The organism is Streptomyces sp. 5K101, assembly GCF_046506645.1.
Classification (GTDB): Bacteria; Actinomycetota; Actinomycetes; order Streptomycetales; family Streptomycetaceae; genus Streptomyces.
Genome location: NZ_JBKFFO010000013.1, coordinates 92,002 through 114,527, shown reverse-complemented (window position 1 = coordinate 114,527; position 22,526 = coordinate 92,002). Strand labels below are relative to the sequence as shown.

The following is a 22,526-nucleotide window of genomic DNA, read 5'->3' as shown; positions in this document are numbered from 1 at the left end:
GGCCATGGAAACCGGTCAGCCGCAGGCGTCGATCGCCAAGAACATCTTCGAGGGCATCGTCTCGTTCCTGCCCGACTGGCTGCAGATCCCGATTCTGTGCCTGATCATCCTGCTGGTGGTGCTCGGCTGGGTCTCGTCGATCCGCAAGAAGATCGCGCGGCGCCGAGCGGCGCGCAACCCGCAGCCGGTGCCCGTGGCCCCGGGCAGCCAGGGCAGCGGGGCGGACTACCTGGGGCAGTACGCCCCCGCCCAGCAGTCCCCGCAGGCCGCCGTGCAGCAGCCGAGCGGTGCAGACTACCTGGGGCAGTACGCCCCGGCCCAGCAGGGACCGCAGGGCGTCGCGCAGCAGCCCAGCGGCGCGCACTACCTCGGGTCGTACGCGCCCCAGCAGCGCCGCGACGGCGACTGACCCCCTGCCGGCTGTCCACGGGCGTCCGCCAGATGGACCGGTGGCCGGGAGCCGCGCGCGGACGTGGGAGGATCGAGGAAGGCGGGCCAGGGCCGCGCCTCCCCGGCCCCTGCCGGGAGGTTTCCCCAGGCCGCGCCGTCGCAGTTCCACGCGCGAGCATGAGGAGCACCGTTGAGCAGGTTGCGTTGGCTGACCGCGGGCGAGTCGCACGGACCCGCACTGGTGGCGACGCTGGAGGGTCTTCCCGCCGGTGTGCCGATCACCACCGAGATGGTGGCGGACCACCTCGCCAGGCGGCGCCTCGGCTATGGGCGCGGTGCCCGGATGAAGTTCGAGCGGGACGAGGTGACCTTCCTCGGCGGCGTCCGGCACGGCCTCACCATGGGCTCCCCGGTGGCGGTCATGGTCGGCAACACCGAGTGGCCGAAGTGGGAGAAGGTCATGGCGGCCGACCCCGTCGACCCCGACGAGCTCGCCCAGCTGGCGCGCAACGCGCCGCTGACCCGGCCCCGCCCCGGTCACGCCGACCTCGCCGGCATGCAGAAGTACGCGCTGGAAGAGGCCCGGCCGATCCTGGAGCGCGCGAGCGCCCGTGAGACCGCGGCCCGCGTCGCGCTCGGCGCGGTGGCCCGCTCGTACCTCAAGGAGACGACGGGCATCGAGATCGTCTCCCACGTCGTCGAGCTCGCCTCGGCCAAGGCGCCGTACGGCGTCGTCCCCGTCCCCGCCGACGAGGAGCGCCTGGACGCGGACCCCGTCCGCTGCCTGGACGCCGACGCGAGCAAGGCGATGGTCGCCGAGATCGACCAGGCCCACAAGGACGGCGACACCCTCGGCGGCGTCGTCGAGGTCCTCGCGTACGGCGTGCCCGTCGGGCTCGGCTCGCACGTCCACTGGGACCGTCGCCTCGACGCCCGGCTCGCCGCCGCGCTCATGGGCATCCAGGCCATCAAGGGCGTCGAGGTCGGCGACGGCTTCGAGCTCGCCCGGGTGCCGGGCTCCAAGGCGCACGACGAGATCGTGCCGGGCGAGGACGGCATCCGCCGCAGCTCCGGCCGTTCCGGCGGTACGGAGGGCGGCATGTCGACCGGCGAGCTGCTGCGCGTCCGGGCCGCGATGAAGCCGATCGCGACCGTGCCGCGTGCCCTCAGGACGGTGGACGTCACCACCGGCGAGCCGGCCGCCGCGCACCACCAGCGGTCCGACGTGTGTGCCGTGCCCGCCGCCGGCATCGTCGCCGAGGCCATGGTCGCGCTGGTCCTCGCGGACGCCGTCGCCGAGAAGTTCGGCGGCGACAGTGTCGGGGAGACCCGCCGCAACGTCCAGTCGTACCTCGACAACCTGCACATCCGGTGAGCGCCCCGCTGATCGTCCTCGTCGGGCCGATGGGCTCGGGCAAGTCCACGGTCGGTGAGCTGCTGGCCGGACTGCTCGGAGTCGGGTTCCGGGACACCGACGCCGACATCGTGGCCGCGCAGGGCCGGGAGATCGCCGACATCTTCGTCGACGAGGGCGAGCCGTACTTCCGCGAGCTGGAGCACGCGGCCGTCCGCGCCGCGCTCGCCGAGCACACCGGCGTCCTCGCCCTCGGCGGCGGCGCCGTCCTCGACGAGGGCACCCGGGAGCTGCTGGCCGGGCTGCCCGTGGCCTATCTGTCGATGGACGTCGAGGAAGCGGTGCGGCGCGTCGGACTCAACGCCGCCCGTCCGCTGCTCGCCGTCAACCCGCGGCGCCGCTGGCGCGAACTCATGGAAGCGCGCCGCCACTTGTACACCGAGGTGGCCCGCGTCGTCGTGGCGACGGACGACCGCACACCTGACGAGGTCGCCCGCGCGGTCCTCGACGCGCTGGAGCTGAAGACGGTAATCCCGGGTGACGAGACCCCGGACCCCCGGCAGGAGACTGCATCCCCCGGGGGACAACCCCCGGAACCGGCAGGAGAAGAAGTGACTGACCAGGCAGTGACGCGTATCCAGGTCGGCGGCACGGCCGGCACCGACCCGTACGAGGTACTGGTCGGCCGGCAGCTCCTCGGCGAGCTGGGCGGGCTGATCGGGCCCAAGGCCCAGCGTGTGGCCGTCATCCACCCCGAGGCGCTCGCCGAGACCGGTGAGGCACTGCGCGCGGACCTCGCCGACCAGGGCTACGAGGCCGTCGCCATCCAGGTGCCCAACGCGGAGGAGGCCAAGACCGCCGAGGTCGCCGCCTACTGCTGGAAGGCGCTCGGACAGACCGGCTTCACCCGCACCGACGTGATCGTCGGCGTCGGCGGCGGCGCAACCACCGACCTCGCCGGATTCGTCGCGGCCAGCTGGCTGCGCGGGGTGCGCTGGATCGCCGTGCCCACGACCGTGCTCGCCATGGTGGACGCGGCCGTCGGCGGCAAGACCGGCATCAACACCGCCGAGGGCAAGAACCTCGTCGGCGCCTTCCACCCGCCGGCGGGCGTGCTCTGCGACCTGGCCGCGCTCGACTCGCTGCCGGTCAACGACTACGTCAGCGGCCTGGCCGAGATCATCAAGGCCGGTTTCATCGCCGACCCGGTGATCCTCGACCTCATCGAGGCCGACCCCGAGGGCGCGCGCACGCCGAAGGGCCCGCACACGCACGAACTGATCGTCCGCTCCATCCAGGTCAAGGCGGACGTCGTCTCGTCCGACCTCAAGGAGTCCGGCCTGCGCGAGATCCTCAACTACGGTCACACGCTCGCCCACGCGATCGAGAAGAACGAGCGCTACAAGTGGCGCCACGGCGCGGCCGTCTCGGTCGGCATGGTCTTCGCCGCCGAACTGGGCCGCCTCGCCGGGCGGCTGGACGACGCCACCGCCGACCGGCACCGCGCCGTCCTGCAGTCCGTCGGGCTCCCGCTGACCTACCGCGGCGACCAGTGGCCCAAGCTGCTGGAGACCATGAAGGTCGACAAGAAGTCCCGCGGCAACCTGCTGCGCTTCATCGTCCTCGACGGCCTCGCCAAGCCGACCGTCCTCGAGGGCCCCGACCCGGCGGTGCTGATGGCCGCATACTCCGAGATCGCGGCGGTGTCCGCATGAGCCGCCGGACGCTGGTGCTCAACGGCCCCAACCTCGGCCGCCTGGGCTCCCGCGAGCCGGACGTGTACGGCGCGACGTCGTACGCCGGGCTCGTGGAGACCTGCCAGGCCCTCGGCAAGGAACTCGGTCTCGACGTCGAGGTCCGGGAGACCAACGACGAGGGCGAGATGATCCGCTGGCTCCACGAGGCGGCCGACGGGGCGATTCCGGTCGTTCTCAACCCCGGTGCGTTCACGCACTATTCGTACGGGATGCGCGACGCGGCGGCCCAGCGGACCGCGCCGCTGATCGAGGTGCACATCTCCAACCCGTACACCCGTGAGACCTTCCGCCACACGTCCGTTGTCGCGTCGGTCGCCAGCGGGACCATCGCGGGCTTCGGGATCGGCTCCTACCGGCTCGCGCTGCGCGCGCTGGCCGACGAACTGGACGGCTGACGCCCGGGACCGGTCACTTCTCGCCGCCCCCGGCCGTTGTGGCGACAGCGGCCGGGGGCGGTCGCACATCCGAGCGGCTCCGGGAGGGTACCGTTCGGTAGATCAGCGTCAGTCGCACGAGACGGAGTGGCACCGGATGCAGCACGCAGTGGGGGCTCCGCTACCGCCTCCCCACCGCCCGGGGCAGGGTCCGGCCGTATGGACACCCAGCGCCCACCACCCGGGTCCGGTTTCCGGACCTCCCGCCGGGCCGCCCGCGCCGCCTCCGCCTCCTCCGCCGATGTCCGGCCCCGCGCAGCCGGCGTGGCCCGCCGCACCGCAGCACCCGTCCGCGCCGCCACCTCCCGCGCCGCCGTCCCGTGAGTCGACGGGCCACGTCCAACTGCCGTCCGGGCAGCCCGTCCCGGTGCCCGACCCGCCTCCGGCGGACAGCGGGACGGGGACGGCCATGCTCGCCGTGCTGCTGATCGGCCCTGCCGGCGCGGGCAAGACGACGGTGGCCCGCCACTGGGCTAAGCACCGCCGCGTCCCTACCGCCCACATCAGCCTCGACGACGTCCGCGAGTGGGTCTGCTCCGGCTTCGCCGACCCCCAGGACGGCTGGAACGACAACTCCGAGGCCCAGTACCGCCTCGCCCGCCGCACCTGCGGCTTCGCCGCGCGCAACTTCCTGGCCAACGGGATCTCCTGCATCCTCGACGACGCGGTCTTCCCCGACCGCCCGGTCGTCGGCCTCGGCGGCTGGAAGCGCCACGTGGGCCCCGGCCTGCTGCCGGTGGTGCTGCTGCCGGGCCTGGAGATCGTCCTCGAACGGAACGCGGAACGCACGGGCAACCGCCGCCTCTCGGACGAGGAGGTCGCGGGCATCCACGGCCGCATGGCGGGCTGGTACGGCTCGGGCCTGCCGATCATCGACAACTCGAAGTACGACGTGGAAACGACGTCCCGCGTCCTGGACGACGTCCTGGCCCGCGCGATCGCCAGTCCCCCGACCTGGTAGCGGTCGGGGCTCTGCCCCGCACCCCGCGCCTCGAGCGCCGACGGGGCTGGATGTGCACGGGCGGGGCTGCGTGCCCGGAGACGCGCCCTGACGACGCCTCGGCTCTGCCCCGCACCCCGCGCCTCGAGCGCCGACGGGGCTGGATGTGCCGGCCACGTGCCTCAATGGTCCGGGACGGAGCCCCCGCCCAGCGGTACCGCCCGCGACTCCCAGGCCGGCCGGCTCGCGCGAGCCGGGCCGCCGGGCCTCGGGCGGTGCCCAGTCGCGGGAGGCCGATGCCCCCCCGCAGCGCCGCGTCGGTGGCCGGGGTGCGGATCTGGGATGCGCCCCGCGCAGCGACACCGCCCGCGGCCGTCAGGCCGGATGCCCCGGCACCTCAGGCACGGGTGGCCGGGTGTCTGCCCGGGCCGCCAGGCCGTCGGGCCCCCGGTCCGGGGCGGTGCCCCAGTTTCGGGAAGGGGCGGGGTGGGGGAAATGCCCCCGCCGCGACCAGCCTGCAGCCACCAGGCCGTGGAACTCGGCAGAGCCGGTTCGCCCGTGCCCCAGTCGCGGGGGCCGATGCGCCCCCGCGGCGCCCACGCCCGCCGGAGCGCCCGGGCCGCCAGGCCGTCGGGCCCCCGGTCCGGGGCGGTGCCCCAGTTTCGGGAAGGGGCAGGGTGGGGGAAACGCCCCCGCGGCGCCCATGCCTGCAGTCGCCAGGAAGGACGGGCCGGGAGAGCCGGGCCGCCGGGTCTGGGCGGTGCCCAGTCATGGGAGGCCGATGCGGCCCCGCAGCGCCCACGCCCCCCGGCCGGCAGGCCGTCGGGTCCCCGGGTCTGGGGCCGTGCCCCAGTTCCGGGAAGGGGCGGGTGGGGGGAAACGCCCCGCGGCGCCCACCCCGCTCGGCCGCGTCACCAGGCCGACTCGCCGTCAGGCTCGTACGCTCGGAGAATGTCCGAGGTCTTTGGCGCCCGACGCGGTCGGCTGCGCGACCGTCACGCAGCCGCCGGCAGCGCAGCGGTCCTGATCTCCCGACCCGCCAACGTCCGCTATCTCGCCGGCACCGCCCCGCCCGGCGCCGTACTTCTGCTCGGTCCCGACGACGACGCCCTCCTGTGCCCCCGTACCCCCTCCGGCGACCCGGCCGACGGGCGGCCCGACGAGGAGCTGCGGCTGACCGTGCTGCCGACCTCCGCCGGCGACCCGGCCGTCGCCGCCGCCGAGCTGGCGCGCGCTTCCTCGGCGGACACACTCGCCGTGGAGGAGCACCACCTCACCGTCGCCCGGTACCGGGCCCTGCAGTCCGTGGCACCGCGCCTGCGCATCACCGACCTCGGTCTCGCCGTCGAGCAGCAGCGCATCGTCAAGGACGAGGACGAGATCGCCTGTCTGCGCATCGCCGCCGAGATCACCGACCAGGCCCTCGGCGAACTCCTCGAGTCCATCCTCGTCGGCCGCACCGAACGGCATCTCGCCCTCGAACTGGAGCGCCGTCTCGTCGACCACGGCGCCGACGGCCCCGCCTTTCCCACGTCCGTGGCCACCGGCCCGAACTCCGGGCGGCCCGGTCACCGCCCCAGCGACCGCCGTGTCGAGGAGGGCGACTTCCTCTCCGTGTGCCTGGGCGCGAACTACCGCGGCTACCGTTGCGAGATCGGCCGCACCTTCGTGATCGGCACGACTCCCGCGGACTGGCAGATCGAGCTCTACGAGGTCGTGTTCGCCGCTCAGCGCGCAGGCCGCGAGGCCCTGCTGCCGGGCGCTGCCTACCGCGAAGTGGATCACGCGGCCCGTCATGTCCTCGACGCCGCGGGCCACGGCGAGGACCTCGCCCCCCGCACGGGGCACGGCGTCGGGCTCGAAATCGGTGAGGACCCGCAGCTCGCCCCTGCGGCCATGGGTAAACTGGACGCTTGCGTGCCGGTCACCGTCGAACCGGGGGTCCACCTCCCGGGCCGGGGCGGCGTCCGGATCGATGACACGCTCGTCGTGCGCCAGGAGGCGGACGGCGGCCCCGAGCTACTCACCATCACGACCAAGGAGCTGCTCGCGCTCTAGTGCGCGGCCCCCGCAGCCACTGGGTCGTCCACCAGCGTCAGTCCAGGAGATTCCGCAACCGTGGCTTCCACGAACGACCTCAAGAACGGCATGGTGCTCAAGCTCGACGGAGGCCAACTCTGGTCCGTCGTCGAGTTCCAGCACGTCAAGCCCGGCAAGGGCCCGGCCTTCGTGCGCACCAAGCTCAAGAACGTGCTCTCCGGCAAGGTCGTCGACAAGACCTTCAACGCCGGCGTGAAGGTCGACACGGCCACCGTCGACCGGCGCGACATGCAGTTCTCGTACATGGACGGCGAGTACTTCGTCTTCATGGACATGCAGACCTACGACCAGCTGATGGTCGACCGCAAGCAGGTCGGCGACGCGGCGAACTTCCTCATCGAGGGCTTCACGGCGAGCGTCGCGCAGCACGAGGGCGAGGTGCTCTACGTCGAGCTCCCGGCCGCCGTCGAGCTCACCATCCAGCACACCGAGCCGGGCGTGCAGGGCGACCGTTCCACCGGTGGCTCCAAGCCCGCCACCCTGGAGACGGGCTACGAGATCCAGGTCCCGCTGTTCATCACCACCGGTGAGAAGATCAAGGTCGACACCCGTTCGGGCGACTACCTCGGCCGGGTGAACAGCTAACCGTGGCTGCCCGTAACAAGGCCCGCAAGCGGGCCTTCCAGATCCTCTTCGAGGCCGACCAGCGCGGGGCGTCCGTGCAGACGGTCCTCGCGGACTGGGTCCGGCACGCCCGTTCGGACGACCGTCAGCCGCCGGTCGCCGAGTACACCATGGACCTCGTCGAGGGTTACGCACAGCACGCGGACCGCATCGACGAGCTCATCGCCACGTACGCGGTCGGCTGGACGCTGGACCGGATGCCGGTCGTCGACCGCAACATCCTGCGGCTCGGTGCGTTCGAGCTGGTGTGGATGGACGAGACGCCCGACGCGGTGGTGATCGACGAGGCGGTGCAGCTCGCCAAGGAGTTCTCCACCGACGAGTCGCCGTCGTTCGTGAACGGCCTGCTGGGCCGCTTCAAGGACCTCAAGCCGAGCCTCCGCCGCGACTGAGCGGCGCGGCGGGCCGGCTTCGCCGGGCCCGGGGCAGAAGACGACGGTCTTCTGCCCCGGGCCCGGTGCTTTCCGGCCACACCGACTGCCCTGCGCCCCACCCGGCACGCCGAAAGGATCCGGCCACGGGTCGCTCTGTGAGGATTCCGTGCGAAACCGGCCGCCCGGCCGTGAGCCGGGGCCCGGGGCCGGGGGCGGGCGCCCCGGCCGCACCTCCTAGGGCCCGCTGCCCGGCCGTCGGCCCGCGGAGTGCCCGCCCGGCCAAGCACGGCGCTCGGGCACACCGCTGTCGAACACGGCCCTGCCCGGTCCGGACACGCGGCTACGGCTACGCAGGTGTCCGTGGCCCCGAGAGCCCCGGCCCCGACCACGCTGGAGTCACGGGCCCCGCGGCCCGGCGGCCGGCCCTCCGTGGCACGCCCAGCGACCCGCCCAGGCTGGAGCCGCGGTCCCGACCACGCAGGCGCCCGTGGGCCCCCAACCGCCCCGGCCGACCAGGCCACGCCCGCCCGGGCGAGGCCGCGGCGGCGCGCGCCGAGCCCCCCTCAGTCGGCCGGCGCGACGAAGGGCGGGCCGGTCAGTGCCCGGCCCGCCCTTCGGTGTGACGTTTTTTCAAAGGGCTGAGGTCAGCTCTCCTCGTGCGCCACCGCACGCCGCGCGTCCGCGTCCAGCACGCCCCAGCTGATCAGCTGTTCGGTCAGGACCGAGGGCGACTGGTCGTAGATCACGGCCAGCGTGCGCAGGTCGTCCTGGCGGATCGAGAGCACCTTGCCGTTGTAGTCGCCGCGCTGGGACTGGATCGTCGCCGCGTAGCGCTGCAGCGGGCCCGCCTTCTCCTGCGGGACGTGGGCCAGGCGCTCCAGGTCCAGGACGAGCTTCGGCGGCGGCTCGGCGGCCCCGCCCGGCGTCGTGCCCGGGAGCAGCTCCTGCACCGGGACGCCGTAGAAGTCCGCGAGCTCGGCGAGGCGCTGCACGGTCACGGCACGGTCGCCGCGCTCGTACGAGCCGACCACGACGGCCTTCCAGCGGCCCTGGGACTTCTCTTCCACGCCGTGGAGGGAGAGCCCCTGCTGGGTGCGGATGGCGCGGAGCTTGGCCCCGAGCTGTTTTGCGTATTCGCTGGACATATAGCTCCCCGGACGCTGTGACAACGTGCGGCTCCGCCGCGCGACTGGTAACTCACTGTGAGGTTACGCAGCGTGACTTGGCTGAGTCAAGCCGAATGATCCGGAACGGTTTCGGCCACGTACCGGCGTACCCGGATCCGTACACCTATCAAGCACTGGTAACGTGGACGGCGCAATTCCGACGTCCTTTAAGAGCCGTCCCGTGAGGCGGAGAAGGAGGTCCGTTTCGTATGGACACGCAGAAGAACCCCGATGCGGCCCGCCCCGTTCTCGAGGCTCCCGACATCGCGCGGGTACTGACCCGCATCGCCCACGAGATCGTCGAACGCGCCAAGGGTGCCGACGACGTGGTGCTCCTCGGCATCCCGACCCGCGGCGTCTTCCTCGCCCGCCGGCTCGCCGAGAAGCTCGAAGGCATCACCGGCCAGAAGGTGCCGGTCGGCTCCCTCGACATCACCATGTACCGCGACGATCTGCGTCTCAAGCCCGCCCGTGCGCTGGCCCGCACGGAGATCCCCGGTGACGGCATCGACGGCCGCCTCGTCGTCCTCGTCGACGACGTGCTCTTCTCCGGCCGCACCATCCGCGCCGCGCTCGACGCCCTCGGCGACATCGGGCGCCCGCGCGCCGTGCAGCTCGCGGTCCTCGTCGACCGCGGCCACCGCGAGCTGCCCATCCGCGCCGACTACGTCGGCAAGAACCTCCCCACGTCGCTGCGCGAGACGGTCAAGGTCCAGCTCGCCGAGGAGGACGGTCGCGACACCGTGCTGCTCGGCCTGCGGGAGACCGCCGCGGCCGGCGAGCGGTAACACCTCCGTACGACCACCCCTCGTACGGCGTGTGCTGCTGCGCGCCCGCATGTCCTACGAACTCCAAAGACCTGGAGAAACCACCCAGATGATGCGCCACCTCATCTCGGCCGCCGACCTCACCCGTGACGACGCCGTCCTCATCCTCGACACCGCCGAGGAGATGGCCCGGGTCGCCGACCGGCCGATCAAGAAGCTTCCCGCGCTGCGCGGCCGCACGGTCTGCAACCTCTTCTTCGAGGACTCGACCCGGACCCGGATCTCCTTCGAGGCCGCCGAGAAGCGCCTGTCCGCCGACGTCATCAACTTCGCCGCCAAGGGGTCGAGCGTCTCCAAGGGCGAGTCCCTCAAGGACACCGCCCAGACCCTGGAGGCCATGGGCGTCGACGCCGTCGTCATACGGCACAGCGCCTCCGGCGCCCCCTACCGCCTCGCCAACTCCGGCTGGATCGACGCGCCCGTCATCAACGCCGGTGACGGCACCCACCAGCACCCCACCCAGGCCCTGCTCGACGCCTTCACCATGCGCCGCCGACTCGTCGGCAGGGACGCCGGGCTGGGCCAGGACCTGGCCGGGAAGCGGATCACGATCGTCGGAGACGTCCTGCACAGCCGGGTCGCCCGCTCCAACGTCGACCTGCTGCACACCCTCGGCGCCCACGTCACGCTGGTCGCGCCGCCCACCCTCGTGCCCGTCGGCGTCGAGACCTGGCCCTGCGAGATCTCGTACGACCTGGACAGCACGCTGCCCAAGTCCGACGCCGTGATGATGCTGCGCGTCCAGCGCGAGCGCATGAACGCCGCCTTCTTCCCGACCGAGCGCGAGTACTCCCGCCGCTACGGCCTGGACGGCGACCGCATGGCCAAGATGCCCGAGCACGCCATCGTGATGCACCCCGGGCCGATGGTCCGCGGCATGGAGATCACCGCCGAGGTCGCCGACTCGGACCGCTGCACGGTGATCGAGCAGGTCGCCAACGGTGTCTCCATCCGCATGGCCGTCCTCTACCTGCTGCTCGGCGGCAACGAATCCGACGCCCCCAACCCCCGTACCGAGGAGAAGTAAGAACCATGAGCAAGATCCTTATCCGCGGTGCGAAGGTACTCGGCGGCGAGCCGCAGGACGTGCTCATCGACGGCGAGACCATCGCCGAGGTCGGTACGGGCCTGTCGGCCGACGGCGCCACCGTCGTCGAGGCCGACGGGCAGATCCTGCTGCCGGGCCTGGTCGACCTGCACACCCACCTGCGCGAGCCCGGCCGCGAGGACTCCGAGACCGTCCTCACCGGCACCCGCGCCGCCGCGAGCGGCGGCTACACCGCGGTGTTCGCGATGGCCAACACCTTCCCGGTCGCCGACACCGCCGGCGTCGTCGAGCAGGTCTACCGGCTCGGCAAGGAGTCGGGCTACTGCGACGTGCAGCCCATCGGCGCCGTCACCGTGGGCCTGGAGGGCAAGAAGCTCGCCGAGCTCGGCGCGATGCACGAGTCCGCGGCCGGCGTCACCGTCTTCTCCGACGACGGCAAGTGCGTCGACGACGCCGTGATCATGCGCCGCGCCCTGGAGTACGTGAAGGCGTTCGGCGGCGTCGTCGCCCAGCACGCCCAGGAGCCGCGGCTCACCGAGGGCGCCCAGATGAACGAGGGCGTCGTCTCCGCCGAGCTCGGCCTCGGCGGCTGGCCGGCCGTCGCCGAGGAGTCGATCATCGCCCGCGACGTGCTCCTCGCCGAGCACGTCGGCTCCCGCGTGCACATCTGCCACCTGTCGACCGCCGGCTCGGTCGAGATCGTCCGCTGGGCCAAGTCCCGCGGCATCGACGTCACCGCCGAGGTCACCCCGCACCACCTGCTCCTGACCGACGAGCTGGTGCGCTCCTACAACCCGGTCTACAAGGTCAACCCGCCGCTGCGCACCGAGCGCGACGTCATGGCGCTGCGCGAGGCGCTGGCGGACGGCACGATCGACATCGTCGCCACCGACCACGCCCCGCACCCGCACGAGGACAAGGACTGCGAGTGGGCCGCGGCCGCCATGGGCATGGTCGGTCTGGAGACCGCCCTGTCCGTGGTCCAGCAGACGATGGTCGAGACCGGACTGCTCGACTGGGCCGGCGTCGCCGACCGCATGTCGTACGCGCCCGCGCGCATCGGACAGGCGACCGGCCACGGCCGGCCCGTCTCGGCAGGTGAGCCCGCGAACCTCACGCTGGTCGATCCGGCATACCGTGGAGCCGTGGACCCCGCGGGCTTCGCCTCCCGCAGCCGCAACACCCCTTACGAGGGCCGTGAGCTGCCGGGACGCGTCACCCACACCTTCCTGCGGGGCCGTGCGACGGTCGTGGACGGGAAGCTGGCGTGACACCTGAACTCATCACCATGGCGGCGGAGCGCAAGTCCGCGGAGGTGACCGACTGGGCGGCCCGCCTCGGCTGGGTCGCCGGACTGCTGCTCTTCGTCGCCTTCGTCTACTGGCTGATGCGCCAGGGCTGGAAATGGCGCGGCAGCCTCCAGTCGGACCTGCCCGAGCTCCTGGCCGTGCCGGAGCGGCCCGGCGAGGCGAAACTGACCATGAGCGGCCGCTACCACGGCTCCACGACCGCCGGGCAGTGGCTCGACCGGATCGTCGCCCACGGGCTGGGCGTGCGCAGCCGCGTCGAGCTCACGCTCACCGACGCGGGGCTCTCGGTCGTACGGCCCGGGGCGCAGGACTTCTTCGTACCGAAGGAGGCGCTGCGCGAGGCCCGGCTCGACAAGGGCATCGCGGGCAAGGTCCTCGCCGAGGGCGGTCTGCTGATCGTCACCTGGGCGCACGGCGACAAGGTCCTCGACTCCGGCTTCCGCTCCGACCACGCGGTCGAGCAGAGCACCTGGGCCGACACCCTCAACATCATGATCAAGACAACGGAAGGCACCGCACGATGACAACCTCCACCAGGGGAGCTGCCAAGGCTCCCGCCGTACTCGTCCTGGAGGACGGCCGAACCTTCCGCGGCCGTGCCTACGGGGCCGTGGGGGAGACCTTCGGCGAGGCGGTGTTCAACACCGGCATGACGGGCTACCAGGAGACCCTGACGGACCCCTCGTACCACCGCCAGGTCGTGGTCATGACCGCGCCGCACGTCGGCAACACCGGCGTCAACGACGAGGACGACGAGTCGAAGCAGATCTGGGTGGCGGGCTACGTCGTCCGTGACCCGGCCCGCATCCCGTCCAACTGGCGCTCCCGCCGCACCCTCGACGAGCAGCTGACCGCCCAGGGCGTCGTCGGCATCAGCGGCATCGACACCCGCGCCCTCACCCGCCACCTGCGCGAGCGCGGCGCCATGCGCGTCGGCATCTTCTCCGGCGAGGCGCTGGCCGACGAGGCCACGCTGCTCGCCCGCGTCCAGCAGGCCCCCGAGATGAAGGGCGCCAACCTCTCCGCCGAGGTCGCCACCACTGAGGCGTACGTCGTCCCGGCCATCGGCCCCGACGGCGAAGCCGTCCCAGTCGGTACGGCGAAGTTCACCGTCGCCGCCCTCGACCTCGGCATCAAGGGCATGACCCCGCACCGCATGGCCGAGCGTGGCATCGAGGTGCACGTCCTGCCCGCCACCGCCACCGTCGACGACGTCTACGCGGTGAACCCGGACGGCGTCTTCCTCTCCAACGGCCCCGGCGACCCCGCCACCGCCGACCTGACCGTCATCAAGGCGGTGCTGGAGCGCAGGACGCCGCTGTTCGGCATCTGCTTCGGCAACCAGCTGCTCGGCCGCGCGCTCGGCTTCGGCACGTACAAGCTGAAGTACGGCCACCGGGGTATCAACCAGCCCGTGCAGGACCGCACCACCGGCAAGGTCGAGGTCACCGCGCACAACCACGGATTCGCCGTCGAGGCTCCCCTCGACAAGGTCTCCGACACCCCCTACGGCCGCGCCGAGGTTTCCCACGTCTGCCTGAACGACAACGTGGTGGAGGGCCTCCAGCTGCTCGACCAGCCGGCCTTCAGCGTCCAGTACCACCCCGAGGCGGCCGCGGGCCCGCACGACGCCGCGTACCTCTTCGACCGATTCGTATCCCTGATGGAGGCCGAGCGTGCCTAAGCGCACCGATATCCAGTCCGTCCTGGTCATCGGCTCCGGCCCGATCGTCATCGGCCAGGCCGCCGAATTCGACTACTCCGGCACCCAGGCCTGCCGCGTCCTCAAGTCCGAGGGCCTGCGCGTCATCCTGGTCAACTCCAACCCGGCCACGATCATGACCGACCCGGAGATCGCCGACGCCACGTACGTCGAGCCGATCACCCCCGAGTTCGTCGAGAAGATCATCGCCAAGGAGCGCCCCGACGCGCTGCTGCCCACCCTCGGCGGCCAGACCGCGCTCAACACCGCCATCTCCATGCACGAGAAGGGTGTGCTGGAGAAGTACGGCGTCGAGCTGATCGGCGCCAACGTCGAGGCCATCAACAAGGGCGAGGACCGCGACCTGTTCAAGGAGGTCGTCGAGGAGGTCCGCCGCAAGACCGGCCACGGCGAGTCCGCCCGCTCGGTCATCTGCCACTCGATGGACGACGTCATGAAGGGCGTCGACACGCTCGGCGGCTACCCCGTCGTCGTCCGCCCCTCCTTCACCATGGGCGGCGCCGGCTCCGGCTTCGCGCACGACGAGGAGGAGCTGCGCCGCATCGCCGGCCAGGGCCTCACGCTCTCCCCGACCACCGAGGTGCTCCTGGAGGAGTCCATCCTCGGCTGGAAGGAGTACGAGCTGGAGCTGATGCGCGACAAGAACGACAACGTCGTGGTCGTCTGCTCCATCGAGAACTTCGACCCGATGGGCGTCCACACCGGTGACTCCATCACCGTCGCCCCGGCGATGACCCTCACCGACCGTGAGTACCAGCGCCTGCGCGACATCGGCATCGCGATCATCCGCGAGGTCGGCGTGGACACCGGCGGCTGCAACATCCAGTTCGCCGTCAACCCCGACGACGGCCGGATCATCGTCATCGAGATGAACCCGCGCGTCTCCCGGTCCTCCGCGCTCGCGTCCAAGGCCACCGGCTTCCCGATCGCCAAGATCGCCGCGAAGCTCGCCGTCGGCTACACGCTGGACGAGATCCCGAACGACATCACGGAGAAGACGCCGGCCTCCTTCGAGCCGACCCTCGACTACGTCGTGGTCAAGGCCCCGCGGTTCGCCTTCGAGAAGTTCCCGCAGGCGGACTCCACCCTCACCACCACCATGAAGTCGGTCGGCGAGGCCATGGCCATCGGCCGGAACTTCACCGAGGCACTCCAGAAGGCCCTGCGCTCCCTGGAGAAGAAGGGCAGCCAGTTCTCCTTCACCGGTGAGCCGGGCGACAAGGACGAGCTGCTGCGCGAGGCGGTGCGCCCCACCGACGGCCGGATCAACACGGTCATGCAGGCCATCCGCGCGGGCGCCACGCCCGAGGAGGTCTTCGAGGCGACGAAGATCGACCCCTGGTTCGTCGACCAGCTGTTCCTGATCAAGGAGTACGCCGACGAGCTCGCCGCCGCCGAGAAGCTCTCCCCCGAGCTGCTCGCCGAGGCCAAGCGCCACGGCTTCTCCGACGCACAGATCGCCGAGATCCGCGGACTGCGCGAGAACGTGGTCCGCGAGGTGCGGCACGCCCTCGGCATCCGCCCGGTCTACAAGACGGTCGACACCTGCGCCGCCGAGTTCGCCGCCCGGACCCCGTACTTCTACTCGTCCTACGACGAGGAGTCCGAGGTCGCGCCGCGCACCCGGCCCGCCGTGATCATCCTCGGCTCCGGCCCCAACCGCATCGGCCAGGGCATCGAGTTCGACTACTCCTGCGTGCACGCCTCCTTCGCGCTGCACGACGCCGGGTACGAGACCGTGATGGTCAACTGCAACCCGGAGACCGTCTCCACGGACTACGACACCTCCGACCGCCTGTACTTCGAGCCGCTCACGCTCGAGGACGTGCTGGAGATCGTCCACGCCGAGTCGCTCGCCGGCCCCGTCGCCGGTGTCGTCGTCCAGCTCGGCGGCCAGACCCCGCTGGGTCTCGCCCAGGCGCTCAAGGACAACGGCGTCCCCGTCGTCGGTACCTCCCCGGAGGCCATCCACGCCGCCGAGGACCGCGGCGCGTTCGGCCAGGTCCTCGCCGAGGCCGGTCTGCCCGCGCCCAAGCACGGCACGGCCACCACCTTCGCCGGCGCCAAGGCCATCGCCGACGAGATCGGCTACCCGGTCCTGGTCCGCCCGTCGTACGTGCTCGGCGGCCGCGGCATGGAGATCGTCTACGACGAGGCGCGCCTGGAGGCGTACATCGCCGAGTCCACCGAGATCTCCCCGACCCGGCCCGTGCTGGTCGACCGGTTCCTCGACGACGCGATAGAGATCGACGTCGACGCGCTCTACGACGGCACCGAGCTCTACCTCGGCGGCGTCATGGAGCACATCGAGGAGGCCGGCATCCACTCCGGCGACTCGGCCTGCGCCCTGCCCCCGATCACTCTCGGCGGCTTCGACATCAAGCGCCTGCGCGTGTCCACCGAGGCGATCGCGAAGGGCGTCGGCGTCCGCGGCCTGATCAACATCCAGTTCGCGATGGCCGGCGACATCCTGTACGTCCTCGAGGCCAACCCGCGCGCCTCCCGGACCGTCCCCTTCACCTCGAAGGCGACCGCGGTCCCGCTCGCCAAGGCCGCCGCGCGCATCTCGCTCGGCGCGACCATCGCCGAGCTGCGCGAGGAGGGCCTGCTGCCGAAGAGCGGCGACGGCGGCACGCTCCCGATGGACGCGCCGATCTCCGTCAAGGAGGCCGTCATGCCGTGGACCCGCTTCCGGGACGTGCACGGCCGCGGCGTGGACACCGTCCTCGGCCCGGAGATGCGCTCCACCGGCGAGGTCATGGGCATCGACTCGGTCTTCGGCACGGCGTACGCCAAGTCGCAGGCCGGCGCCTACGGCCCGCTGCCCACCAAGGGACGCGCCTTCGTCTCCGTCGCCAACCGCGACAAGCGTTCGATGATCTTCCCCGCGCGCGAGCTGGTCGCGCACGGCTTCGAGCTGCTCGCCACGTCCGGCACGGCCGAGGTGCTCAAGCGCAACGGCATCAACGCCACCGTCGTGCGCAAGCAGTCCGAGGGCCCGGGTCCGGACGGCGAGCGGACCATCGTCCAGCTCATCCACGACGGCGAGGTCGACCTCATCGTCAACACCCCGTACGGCACCGGCGGCCGCCTCGACGGCTACGACATCCGTACGGCGGCGGTGGCCCGCTCCGTCCCGTGCCTGACGACGGTCCAGGCGCTCGCCGCGGCGGTCCAGGGCATCGACGCCCTCAACCACGGCGGCGTGGGCGTCCGTTCGCTCCAGGAACACGCGGAACACCTGACCGCGGCCCGCGACTAGCAGCCATGAGGGGGACACCGGAAACGGTGTCCCCCTCCTCATGAGGACACCACTTCCCATGTACAAGATCTTCTTCACCCTCGTCTTCTCGCGCATGGACCCGGAGAAGGCCCACTACCTGGCCTTCCGGTGGATCCGCCGCACGGCCCGCGTCCCCGTCCTGCGCACCTTCGTCGCCGCGGTGCTCGCCCCCCGCCACAAGGAGCTGCGCACCGAGGCCCTCGGCCTGCGCATGCACGGCCCGTTCGGGCTCGCGGCCGGTTTCGACAAGAACGCCGTCGCCATCGACGGCATGGCGATGCTGGGCTTCGACCACGTCGAGATCGGCACCGTCACCGGGGAGGCCCAGCCCGGCAACCCCAAGAAGCGGCTCTTCCGGCTGGTCCCGGACCGCGCCCTGATCAACCGCATGGGCTTCAACAACGAGGGCTCGGCCGCCGTCGCCGAGCGGCTGCGCACCCGGGTGCCGGTCTTCAGGACCGTCGTCGGCGTCAACATCGGCAAGACGAAGGTCGTCCCTGAGGCAGAGGCCGCCGCCGACTACGTGAAGTCGACCGAGCGCCTGGCCGCCCACGCCGACTACCTCGTCGTCAACGTCTCCTCGCCGAACACCCCCGGCCTGCGCAACCTCCAGGCGACCGAGTCGCTGCGCCCGCTGCTGACCGCCGTGCGTGCGGCGGCGCACCGCACCGTCACCGACCGCCGCGTCCCGCTGCTCGTCAAGATCGCCCCCGATCTCGCCGACGAGGACGTCGACGCGGTGGCCGACCTCGCGGTCGAGCTCGGTCTCGACGGCATCATCGCCACCAACACCACGATCGCCCGCGAGGGCCTGAAGTCCCCGGCGTACCTCACCCGCGAGACCGGCGGCCTGTCCGGCGCCCCGGTCAAGGCGCGCTCCCTGGAGGTCCTGCGCCGCCTGTACGCCCGCGTCGGCGACCGCATCACGCTCGTCGGTGTCGGCGGCATCGAGAACGCCGACGACGCCTGGCAGCGCATCCTCGCCGGCGCCACCCTCGTCCAGGGCTACAGCGCCTTCGTCTACGAGGGCCCGTTCTACGCCCGCGCGATCCACAAGGGCCTCGCCGCACGCCTCGCGGCCAGCCCGTACGCCACCCTCGCCGATGCCGTCGGCGCCGAGACGCGAAAGGTCACCGCATGAGTCCTCTGGAGCCCTTCGGCACCCGACTGCGCCACGCCATGGACCACCGTGGTCCGCTGTGCGTCGGGATCGACCCGCACGCCTCGCTGCTGACCGCCTGGGGCCTGAACGACGACATCGCCGGCCTGGAGCGGTTCACCCGCACCACGGTCGAGGCGCTCGCCGACCGGGTCGCCGTCCTGAAGCCGCAGTCCGCGTTCTTCGAGCGCTTCGGCTCGCGCGGCATCGCCGTCCTGGAGAAGGCCGTCGAGGAGGCACGGTCCGCCGGCGCGCTGGTCCTCATGGACGCCAAGCGCGGCGACATCGGCTCGACCATGGGCGCCTACGCGGAGACGTTCCTGCGCAAGGACTCGCCGCTGTTCTCGGACGCCGTCACGGTGTCCCCGTACCTCGGTTTCGGTTCGCTGCGGCCCGCGCTCGACCAGGCCGTGCTGAGCGGCTGCGGGGTGTTCGTCCTGGCGCTGACCTCCAATCCGGAGGGTGCCGAGGTGCAGCGCTCCACGTCGGCGGACGGCGTGTCCCTCGCGCAGCTGATGCTGAACCACATGGCCGCCGAGAACGAGGGCGCCGACCCGCTCGGCTCCGTCGGCGCGGTCGTCGGCGCGACGCTCGGCGACGCCGGCGTGGACCTCGACATCAACGGCCCGCTGCTGGCTCCGGGCATCGGCGCCCAGGGGGCCACCCCGGCGGACCTCCCGCGCGTCTTCGGCTCGGCCGTCGGCAACGTGCTGCCGAGTGTCAGCCGCGGTGTGCTCAGGCACGGCCCGGACGCGGCCGGGCTGCGGGCCGCCGCCGAGCGGTTCACGGACGAGGTGCGCGAGGCGGTGGCCTCGGCCGGGGGCTGACCCGGGACGTCAGGGCGGGCGCGTGCGCTTTCCGGTACCGGTCGCACGCGCTGCGTGACCGCCGTCAACGCAGGGGGCGGGTCCGTACAGGACTTCTCGGCCGAAAAGCCGGTCGTTTTGTCTGAAATGTCCTGATCGGTCGATGCTGACCAGGACTTTTCGTCTGTTCTCGCTGACTGGAGCGGTGATGGCCGCTAGTCTCCGTCGAAGAGCGAACGTGCAGGCAGCGTCCCGCAAAGGCGTCCTGCGTTGCTCGTTGCTCCCCTGGTGTGGGGCGACTAGGTTCCTCACCGGTCCGTATCCGACAGTTCGACATCCGAGGTGACGTAGGCGTGGCTCTTCCGCCCCTTACCCCTGAACAGCGCGCAGCCGCGCTCGAAAAGGCCGCCGCGGCTCGCCGGGAGCGGGCCGAGGTCAAGAATCGACTCAAGCACTCCGGCGCCTCCCTCCACGAGGTCATCAAGCAGGGCCAGGAGAACGACGTCATCGGCAAGATGAAGGTCTCCGCCCTCCTCGAGTCCCTGCCGGGCGTGGGCAAGGTCCGCGCCAAGCAGATCATGGAGCGGCTCGGCATCTCCGAGAGCCGCCGGGTCCGTGGTCTCGGCTCCAACCAGATCGCTTCCCTGGAGCGCGAGTTCGGCGGCGGCGCCGCCTGACGTTCCCGGGCACTCCCGGGAACCTGGATAATCGCTGCATGGCAGCAGAGGTACGTCCGCGGCTGACCGTGCTCTCCGGCCCCTCCGGGGTCGGCAAGAGCACGGTCGTCGCCCATATGCGCAAGGTCCACCCCGAAGTCTGGCTCTCGGTGTCGGCTACCACCCGGAAGCCGCGGCCCGGCGAGAAGCACGGCGTCCAGTACTTCTTCGTCACCGACGACGAGTTCGACAAGCTGGTCGCCAACGGCGAGCTGCTGGAGTGGGCCGAGTTCGCGGGCAACCGCTACGGCACGCCCCGTCGCGCGGTCCTCGACCGCCTGGAGGCAGGGGAACCGGTGCTGCTGGAGATCGATCTCCAGGGTGCGCGGCAGGTCAAGGAGTCCATGCGGGAGTCGCAGCTGGTCTTCCTCGCCCCGCCGAGCTGGGACGAGCTGGTCCGTCGGCTCACCGGCCGCGGCACCGAGTCCGCAGAGGTCATCGAGCGCCGGCTCGCGGCCGCGAAGGTCGAGCTCGCCGCCGAGTCGGAGTTCGATACGACCCTGGTCAACACCTCCGTCGAGGACGTGGCGCGCGAGCTGCTAGCCTTGATGGCAGTTGTTTGATCTTTTGTCCGATCTTTTTGCACGTTCTTCGGAAGGCTTAGCGTGTCCTCTTCCATCACCGCGCCCGAGGGCATCATCAACCCGCCGATCGACGAGCTGCTCGAGGCGACTGACTCGAAGTACAGCCTCGTGATCTACGCGGCCAAGCGCGCGCGCCAGATCAACGCGTACTACTCGCAGCTCGGTGAGGGCCTGCTCGAGTACGTCGGTCCGCTGGTGGACACCCACGTCCACGAGAAGCCGCTGTCGATCGCCCTGCGTGAGATCAACGCGGGTCTGCTGACCTCCGAGGCCATCGAGGGCCCGGCGCAGTAAGCGCGACGCATCGTTCTTCACCACAGGCCCGGCGGATCGTCCGCCGGGCCTGTGGCCTGTGCGCAGGCGTGTGAGCCGGGCGCGCGAGGGGGCGCGGCAGTTCGTTCCGCCGGAGTGATGCAGCATGGGGGAACCAACCGAGTGCGGGGAGGCGCAGTGGACGCGAGTGTCAGGCCGAGGGTCGTCCTGGGAGTCAGCGGCGGCATCGCCGCGTACAAGGCGTGCGAGCTGCTGCGCCGGCTCACCGAGTCCGGCCACGACGTCCGGGTCGTGCCGACCGCGTCGGCCCTGAACTTCGTCGGCGCCGCGACCTGGTCGGCGCTGTCCGGCCACCCCGTCTCCACGGAGGTCTGGAACGACGTCCACGAGGTGCCGCACGTGCGCATCGGCCAGCACGCCGACCTCGTCGTGGTCGCCCCCGCCACCGCCGACACGCTCGCCAGGGCCGCTCACGGCCTCGCCGACGACCTGCTCACCAACACCCTGCTCACCGCCCGCTGTCCGGTCGTCTTCGCACCGGCGATGCACACCGAGATGTGGGAGCACCCCGCCACCCAGGAGAACGTCGCCACGCTGCGCCGACGCGGCGCCGTCGTCATCGAGCCCGCCGTCGGCCGGCTCACCGGCGTCGACACCGGCAAGGGCAGGCTGCCCGAGCCGGGCGAGATCTTCGAGGTGTGCCGCCGGGTGCTGGCCCGCGGAGTGACCGCCCCCGACCTCGCCGGCCGTCACGTCGTCGTCAGCGCCGGCGGCACCCGCGAACCGCTCGACCCGGTCCGCTACCTCGGCAACCGCTCCTCCGGCAAGCAGGGATACGCCCTGGCCCGTACCGCGGCCGCCCGCGGCGCGCGCGTCACCCTCGTCGAGGCGAACACCGGCATGCCCGATCCTGCGGGCGTCGACGTCGTCCACGTCGGCACGGCGGTCCAGCTGCGCGAGGCGGTCCTCAAGGCGGCCGCCGACGCCGACGCCGTGGTCATGGCGGCGGCCGTCGCCGACTTCCGGCCCGCCGAGTACGCCACCGGCAAGATCAAGAAGAAGGACGGCGTCGAGGCGCCGACCGTGACGCTCGTGCGCAACCCCGACATCCTGGCCGAGATCTCGGCCGACCGCGCCCGCCCCGGACAGGTGATCGTCGGCTTCGCCGCCGAGACCGACGACGTCCTCGCCAACGGTCGCGACAAGCTGCGCCGCAAGGGATGCGACCTGCTCGTCGTCAACGAGGTGGGGGAGCGCAGGACTTTCGGGGCCGAGGAGAACGAGGCGGTCGTCCTGGCCGCGGACGGCGCCGAGACCCCCGTCCCGTACGGACCCAAGGAGGCACTCGCCGACACGGTCTGGGACCTCGTCGTCCCCCGGCTCGGCTGAGGCCGGGCGAGCTGTCTGACGAACTCTGGGCGAATTTCCGGCGACGGACGACCCGCGAGAAACTCGCGAAATGTGGCGAATCGCTCAGTCCGCAGACGCTATGGTCATAGCGTCTCGGCCATGGACCACAGGTCAGGGGGCTCCCAAGCTGCGAGACGGGTTGTCCGGCGGTGGAAAGCGACCGATAAACTGGTTCGCGGAACGTCGCGGGGCGCAGCCCCCTGCCGGTCCGTCAATGATCAGCCAGCAGCCGCTGCAACCCCAGGGAG

Annotated in this window: 21 protein-coding genes and 1 pseudogene; 21 read left to right on the top strand and 1 reads right to left on the bottom strand. The window is 71.7% G+C overall.

Annotated elements, in window-relative coordinates:
* The first annotated feature begins 4 nt into the window (after window positions 1-4).
* The 9 genes and pseudogenes from ACLB9X_RS24320 (at window position 5) to nusB (ending at window position 7,991) form a co-directional block, all read left to right on the top strand.
* Entirely contained in the window at window positions 5-409 is a 405-nt protein-coding gene (locus tag ACLB9X_RS24320; RefSeq protein WP_410362509.1) for a hypothetical protein, read from the top strand.
* Window positions 410-580: 171 nt separating this feature from the next.
* Entirely contained in the window at window positions 581-1,765 is a 1,185-nt protein-coding gene (gene aroC / locus ACLB9X_RS24315) for a chorismate synthase (protein WP_410362508.1), read from the top strand.
* 29 nt (window positions 1,766-1,794) lie between these two features.
* Window positions 1,795-2,199: pseudogene (locus ACLB9X_RS24310) on the top strand (shikimate kinase); the annotation flags it as partial.
* Window positions 2,200-2,355: 156 nt separating this feature from the next.
* Window positions 2,356-3,459, top strand: coding sequence for a 3-dehydroquinate synthase (gene aroB / locus ACLB9X_RS24305; RefSeq protein ID WP_410362617.1), 1,104 nt, complete (start codon window positions 2,356-2,358; stop codon window positions 3,457-3,459).
* Window positions 3,456-3,896 (top strand): type II 3-dehydroquinate dehydratase, encoded by a 441-nt coding sequence (gene aroQ / locus ACLB9X_RS24300; protein WP_410362507.1) that lies wholly within the window; start codon window positions 3,456-3,458, stop codon window positions 3,894-3,896. Before aroB ends, aroQ begins: the two co-directional genes overlap by 4 nt.
* A 136-nt stretch (window positions 3,897-4,032) precedes the next feature.
* Window positions 4,033-4,896, top strand: coding sequence for a Pro-rich N-terminal domain-containing protein (locus ACLB9X_RS24295; RefSeq protein ID WP_410362506.1), 864 nt, complete (start codon window positions 4,033-4,035; stop codon window positions 4,894-4,896).
* A 930-nt stretch (window positions 4,897-5,826) separates the two neighbouring features.
* Window positions 5,827-6,933, top strand: a complete 1,107-nt coding sequence (locus ACLB9X_RS24290) for an aminopeptidase P family protein (RefSeq protein ID WP_410362505.1) — start codon at window positions 5,827-5,829, stop codon at window positions 6,931-6,933.
* A 60-nt stretch (window positions 6,934-6,993) separates the two neighbouring features.
* Window positions 6,994-7,560: an elongation factor P gene (gene efp, locus ACLB9X_RS24285; RefSeq protein WP_410362504.1), complete on the top strand. Its 567-nt coding sequence runs from the start codon at window positions 6,994-6,996 to the stop codon at window positions 7,558-7,560.
* 2 nt (window positions 7,561-7,562) lie between these two features.
* Entirely contained in the window at window positions 7,563-7,991 is a 429-nt protein-coding gene (nusB, locus tag ACLB9X_RS24280) for a transcription antitermination factor NusB (protein WP_410362503.1), read from the top strand.
* Window positions 7,992-8,617: 626 nt separating this feature from the next.
* On the opposite strand, the gene bldD is transcribed toward nusB, so the two are convergent.
* Window positions 8,618-9,118, bottom strand: a complete 501-nt coding sequence (gene bldD / locus ACLB9X_RS24275) for a transcriptional regulator BldD (RefSeq protein ID WP_005319862.1) — start codon at window positions 9,116-9,118, stop codon at window positions 8,618-8,620.
* Between the two features lie 230 nt (window positions 9,119-9,348).
* Between bldD and pyrR the strand changes: the two genes are divergently transcribed.
* The 12 genes from pyrR (at window position 9,349) to coaBC (ending at window position 22,257) form a co-directional block, all read left to right on the top strand.
* Window positions 9,349-9,927 (top strand): bifunctional pyr operon transcriptional regulator/uracil phosphoribosyltransferase PyrR, encoded by a 579-nt coding sequence (pyrR, locus tag ACLB9X_RS24270; protein WP_410362502.1) that lies wholly within the window; start codon window positions 9,349-9,351, stop codon window positions 9,925-9,927.
* A gap of 88 nt (window positions 9,928-10,015) precedes the next feature.
* Window positions 10,016-10,993, top strand: a complete 978-nt coding sequence (locus ACLB9X_RS24265; protein ID WP_410362616.1) for an aspartate carbamoyltransferase catalytic subunit — start codon at window positions 10,016-10,018, stop codon at window positions 10,991-10,993.
* A gap of 5 nt (window positions 10,994-10,998) precedes the next feature.
* The gene (locus ACLB9X_RS24260) at window positions 10,999-12,285 is read left to right on the top strand and encodes a dihydroorotase (protein ID WP_410362500.1); all 1,287 of its coding nucleotides are present in this window, start codon (window positions 10,999-11,001) and stop codon (window positions 12,283-12,285) included.
* A gap of 17 nt (window positions 12,286-12,302) precedes the next feature.
* A complete protein-coding gene (locus ACLB9X_RS24255; RefSeq protein WP_410362615.1) occupies window positions 12,303-12,848 on the top strand; it encodes a hypothetical protein in 546 nt (181 codons plus the stop codon).
* Window positions 12,845-14,008 carry a glutamine-hydrolyzing carbamoyl-phosphate synthase small subunit gene (carA, locus tag ACLB9X_RS24250; RefSeq protein ID WP_410362499.1) on the top strand — a complete coding sequence of 388 codons (1,164 nt, stop codon included), beginning with the start codon at window positions 12,845-12,847 and terminating at the stop codon, window positions 14,006-14,008. The genes ACLB9X_RS24255 and carA overlap by 4 nt, the downstream gene beginning before the upstream one ends.
* A complete protein-coding gene (gene carB / locus ACLB9X_RS24245; RefSeq protein WP_410362498.1) occupies window positions 14,001-17,309 on the top strand; it encodes a carbamoyl-phosphate synthase large subunit in 3,309 nt (1,102 codons plus the stop codon). Before carA ends, carB begins: the two co-directional genes overlap by 8 nt.
* 58 nt (window positions 17,310-17,367) lie before the next feature.
* Complete coding sequence (locus ACLB9X_RS24240) at window positions 17,368-18,471, top strand: quinone-dependent dihydroorotate dehydrogenase (protein WP_410362497.1); 1,104 nt, start codon at window positions 17,368-17,370, stop codon at window positions 18,469-18,471.
* Window positions 18,468-19,316, top strand: a complete 849-nt coding sequence (gene pyrF / locus ACLB9X_RS24235) for an orotidine-5'-phosphate decarboxylase (RefSeq protein WP_410362496.1) — start codon at window positions 18,468-18,470, stop codon at window positions 19,314-19,316. The genes ACLB9X_RS24240 and pyrF overlap by 4 nt, the downstream gene beginning before the upstream one ends.
* Window positions 19,317-19,648: 332 nt before the next feature.
* Window positions 19,649-19,972: an integration host factor gene (locus ACLB9X_RS24230; protein ID WP_005319887.1), complete on the top strand. Its 324-nt coding sequence runs from the start codon at window positions 19,649-19,651 to the stop codon at window positions 19,970-19,972.
* Between the two features lie 38 nt (window positions 19,973-20,010).
* On the top strand, window positions 20,011-20,574 hold the full coding sequence (gene gmk, locus ACLB9X_RS24225) for a guanylate kinase (RefSeq protein ID WP_410362495.1): 564 nt from the start codon (window positions 20,011-20,013) through the stop codon (window positions 20,572-20,574).
* 42 nt (window positions 20,575-20,616) lie between these two features.
* Window positions 20,617-20,889 carry a DNA-directed RNA polymerase subunit omega gene (rpoZ, locus tag ACLB9X_RS24220; protein ID WP_005319902.1) on the top strand — a complete coding sequence of 91 codons (273 nt, stop codon included), beginning with the start codon at window positions 20,617-20,619 and terminating at the stop codon, window positions 20,887-20,889.
* Window positions 20,890-21,006: 117 nt separating this feature from the next.
* The gene (gene coaBC / locus ACLB9X_RS24215; RefSeq protein WP_410362494.1) at window positions 21,007-22,257 is read left to right on the top strand and encodes a bifunctional phosphopantothenoylcysteine decarboxylase/phosphopantothenate--cysteine ligase CoaBC; all 1,251 of its coding nucleotides are present in this window, start codon (window positions 21,007-21,009) and stop codon (window positions 22,255-22,257) included.
* The last annotated feature ends 269 nt before the right edge of the window (window positions 22,258-22,526 follow it).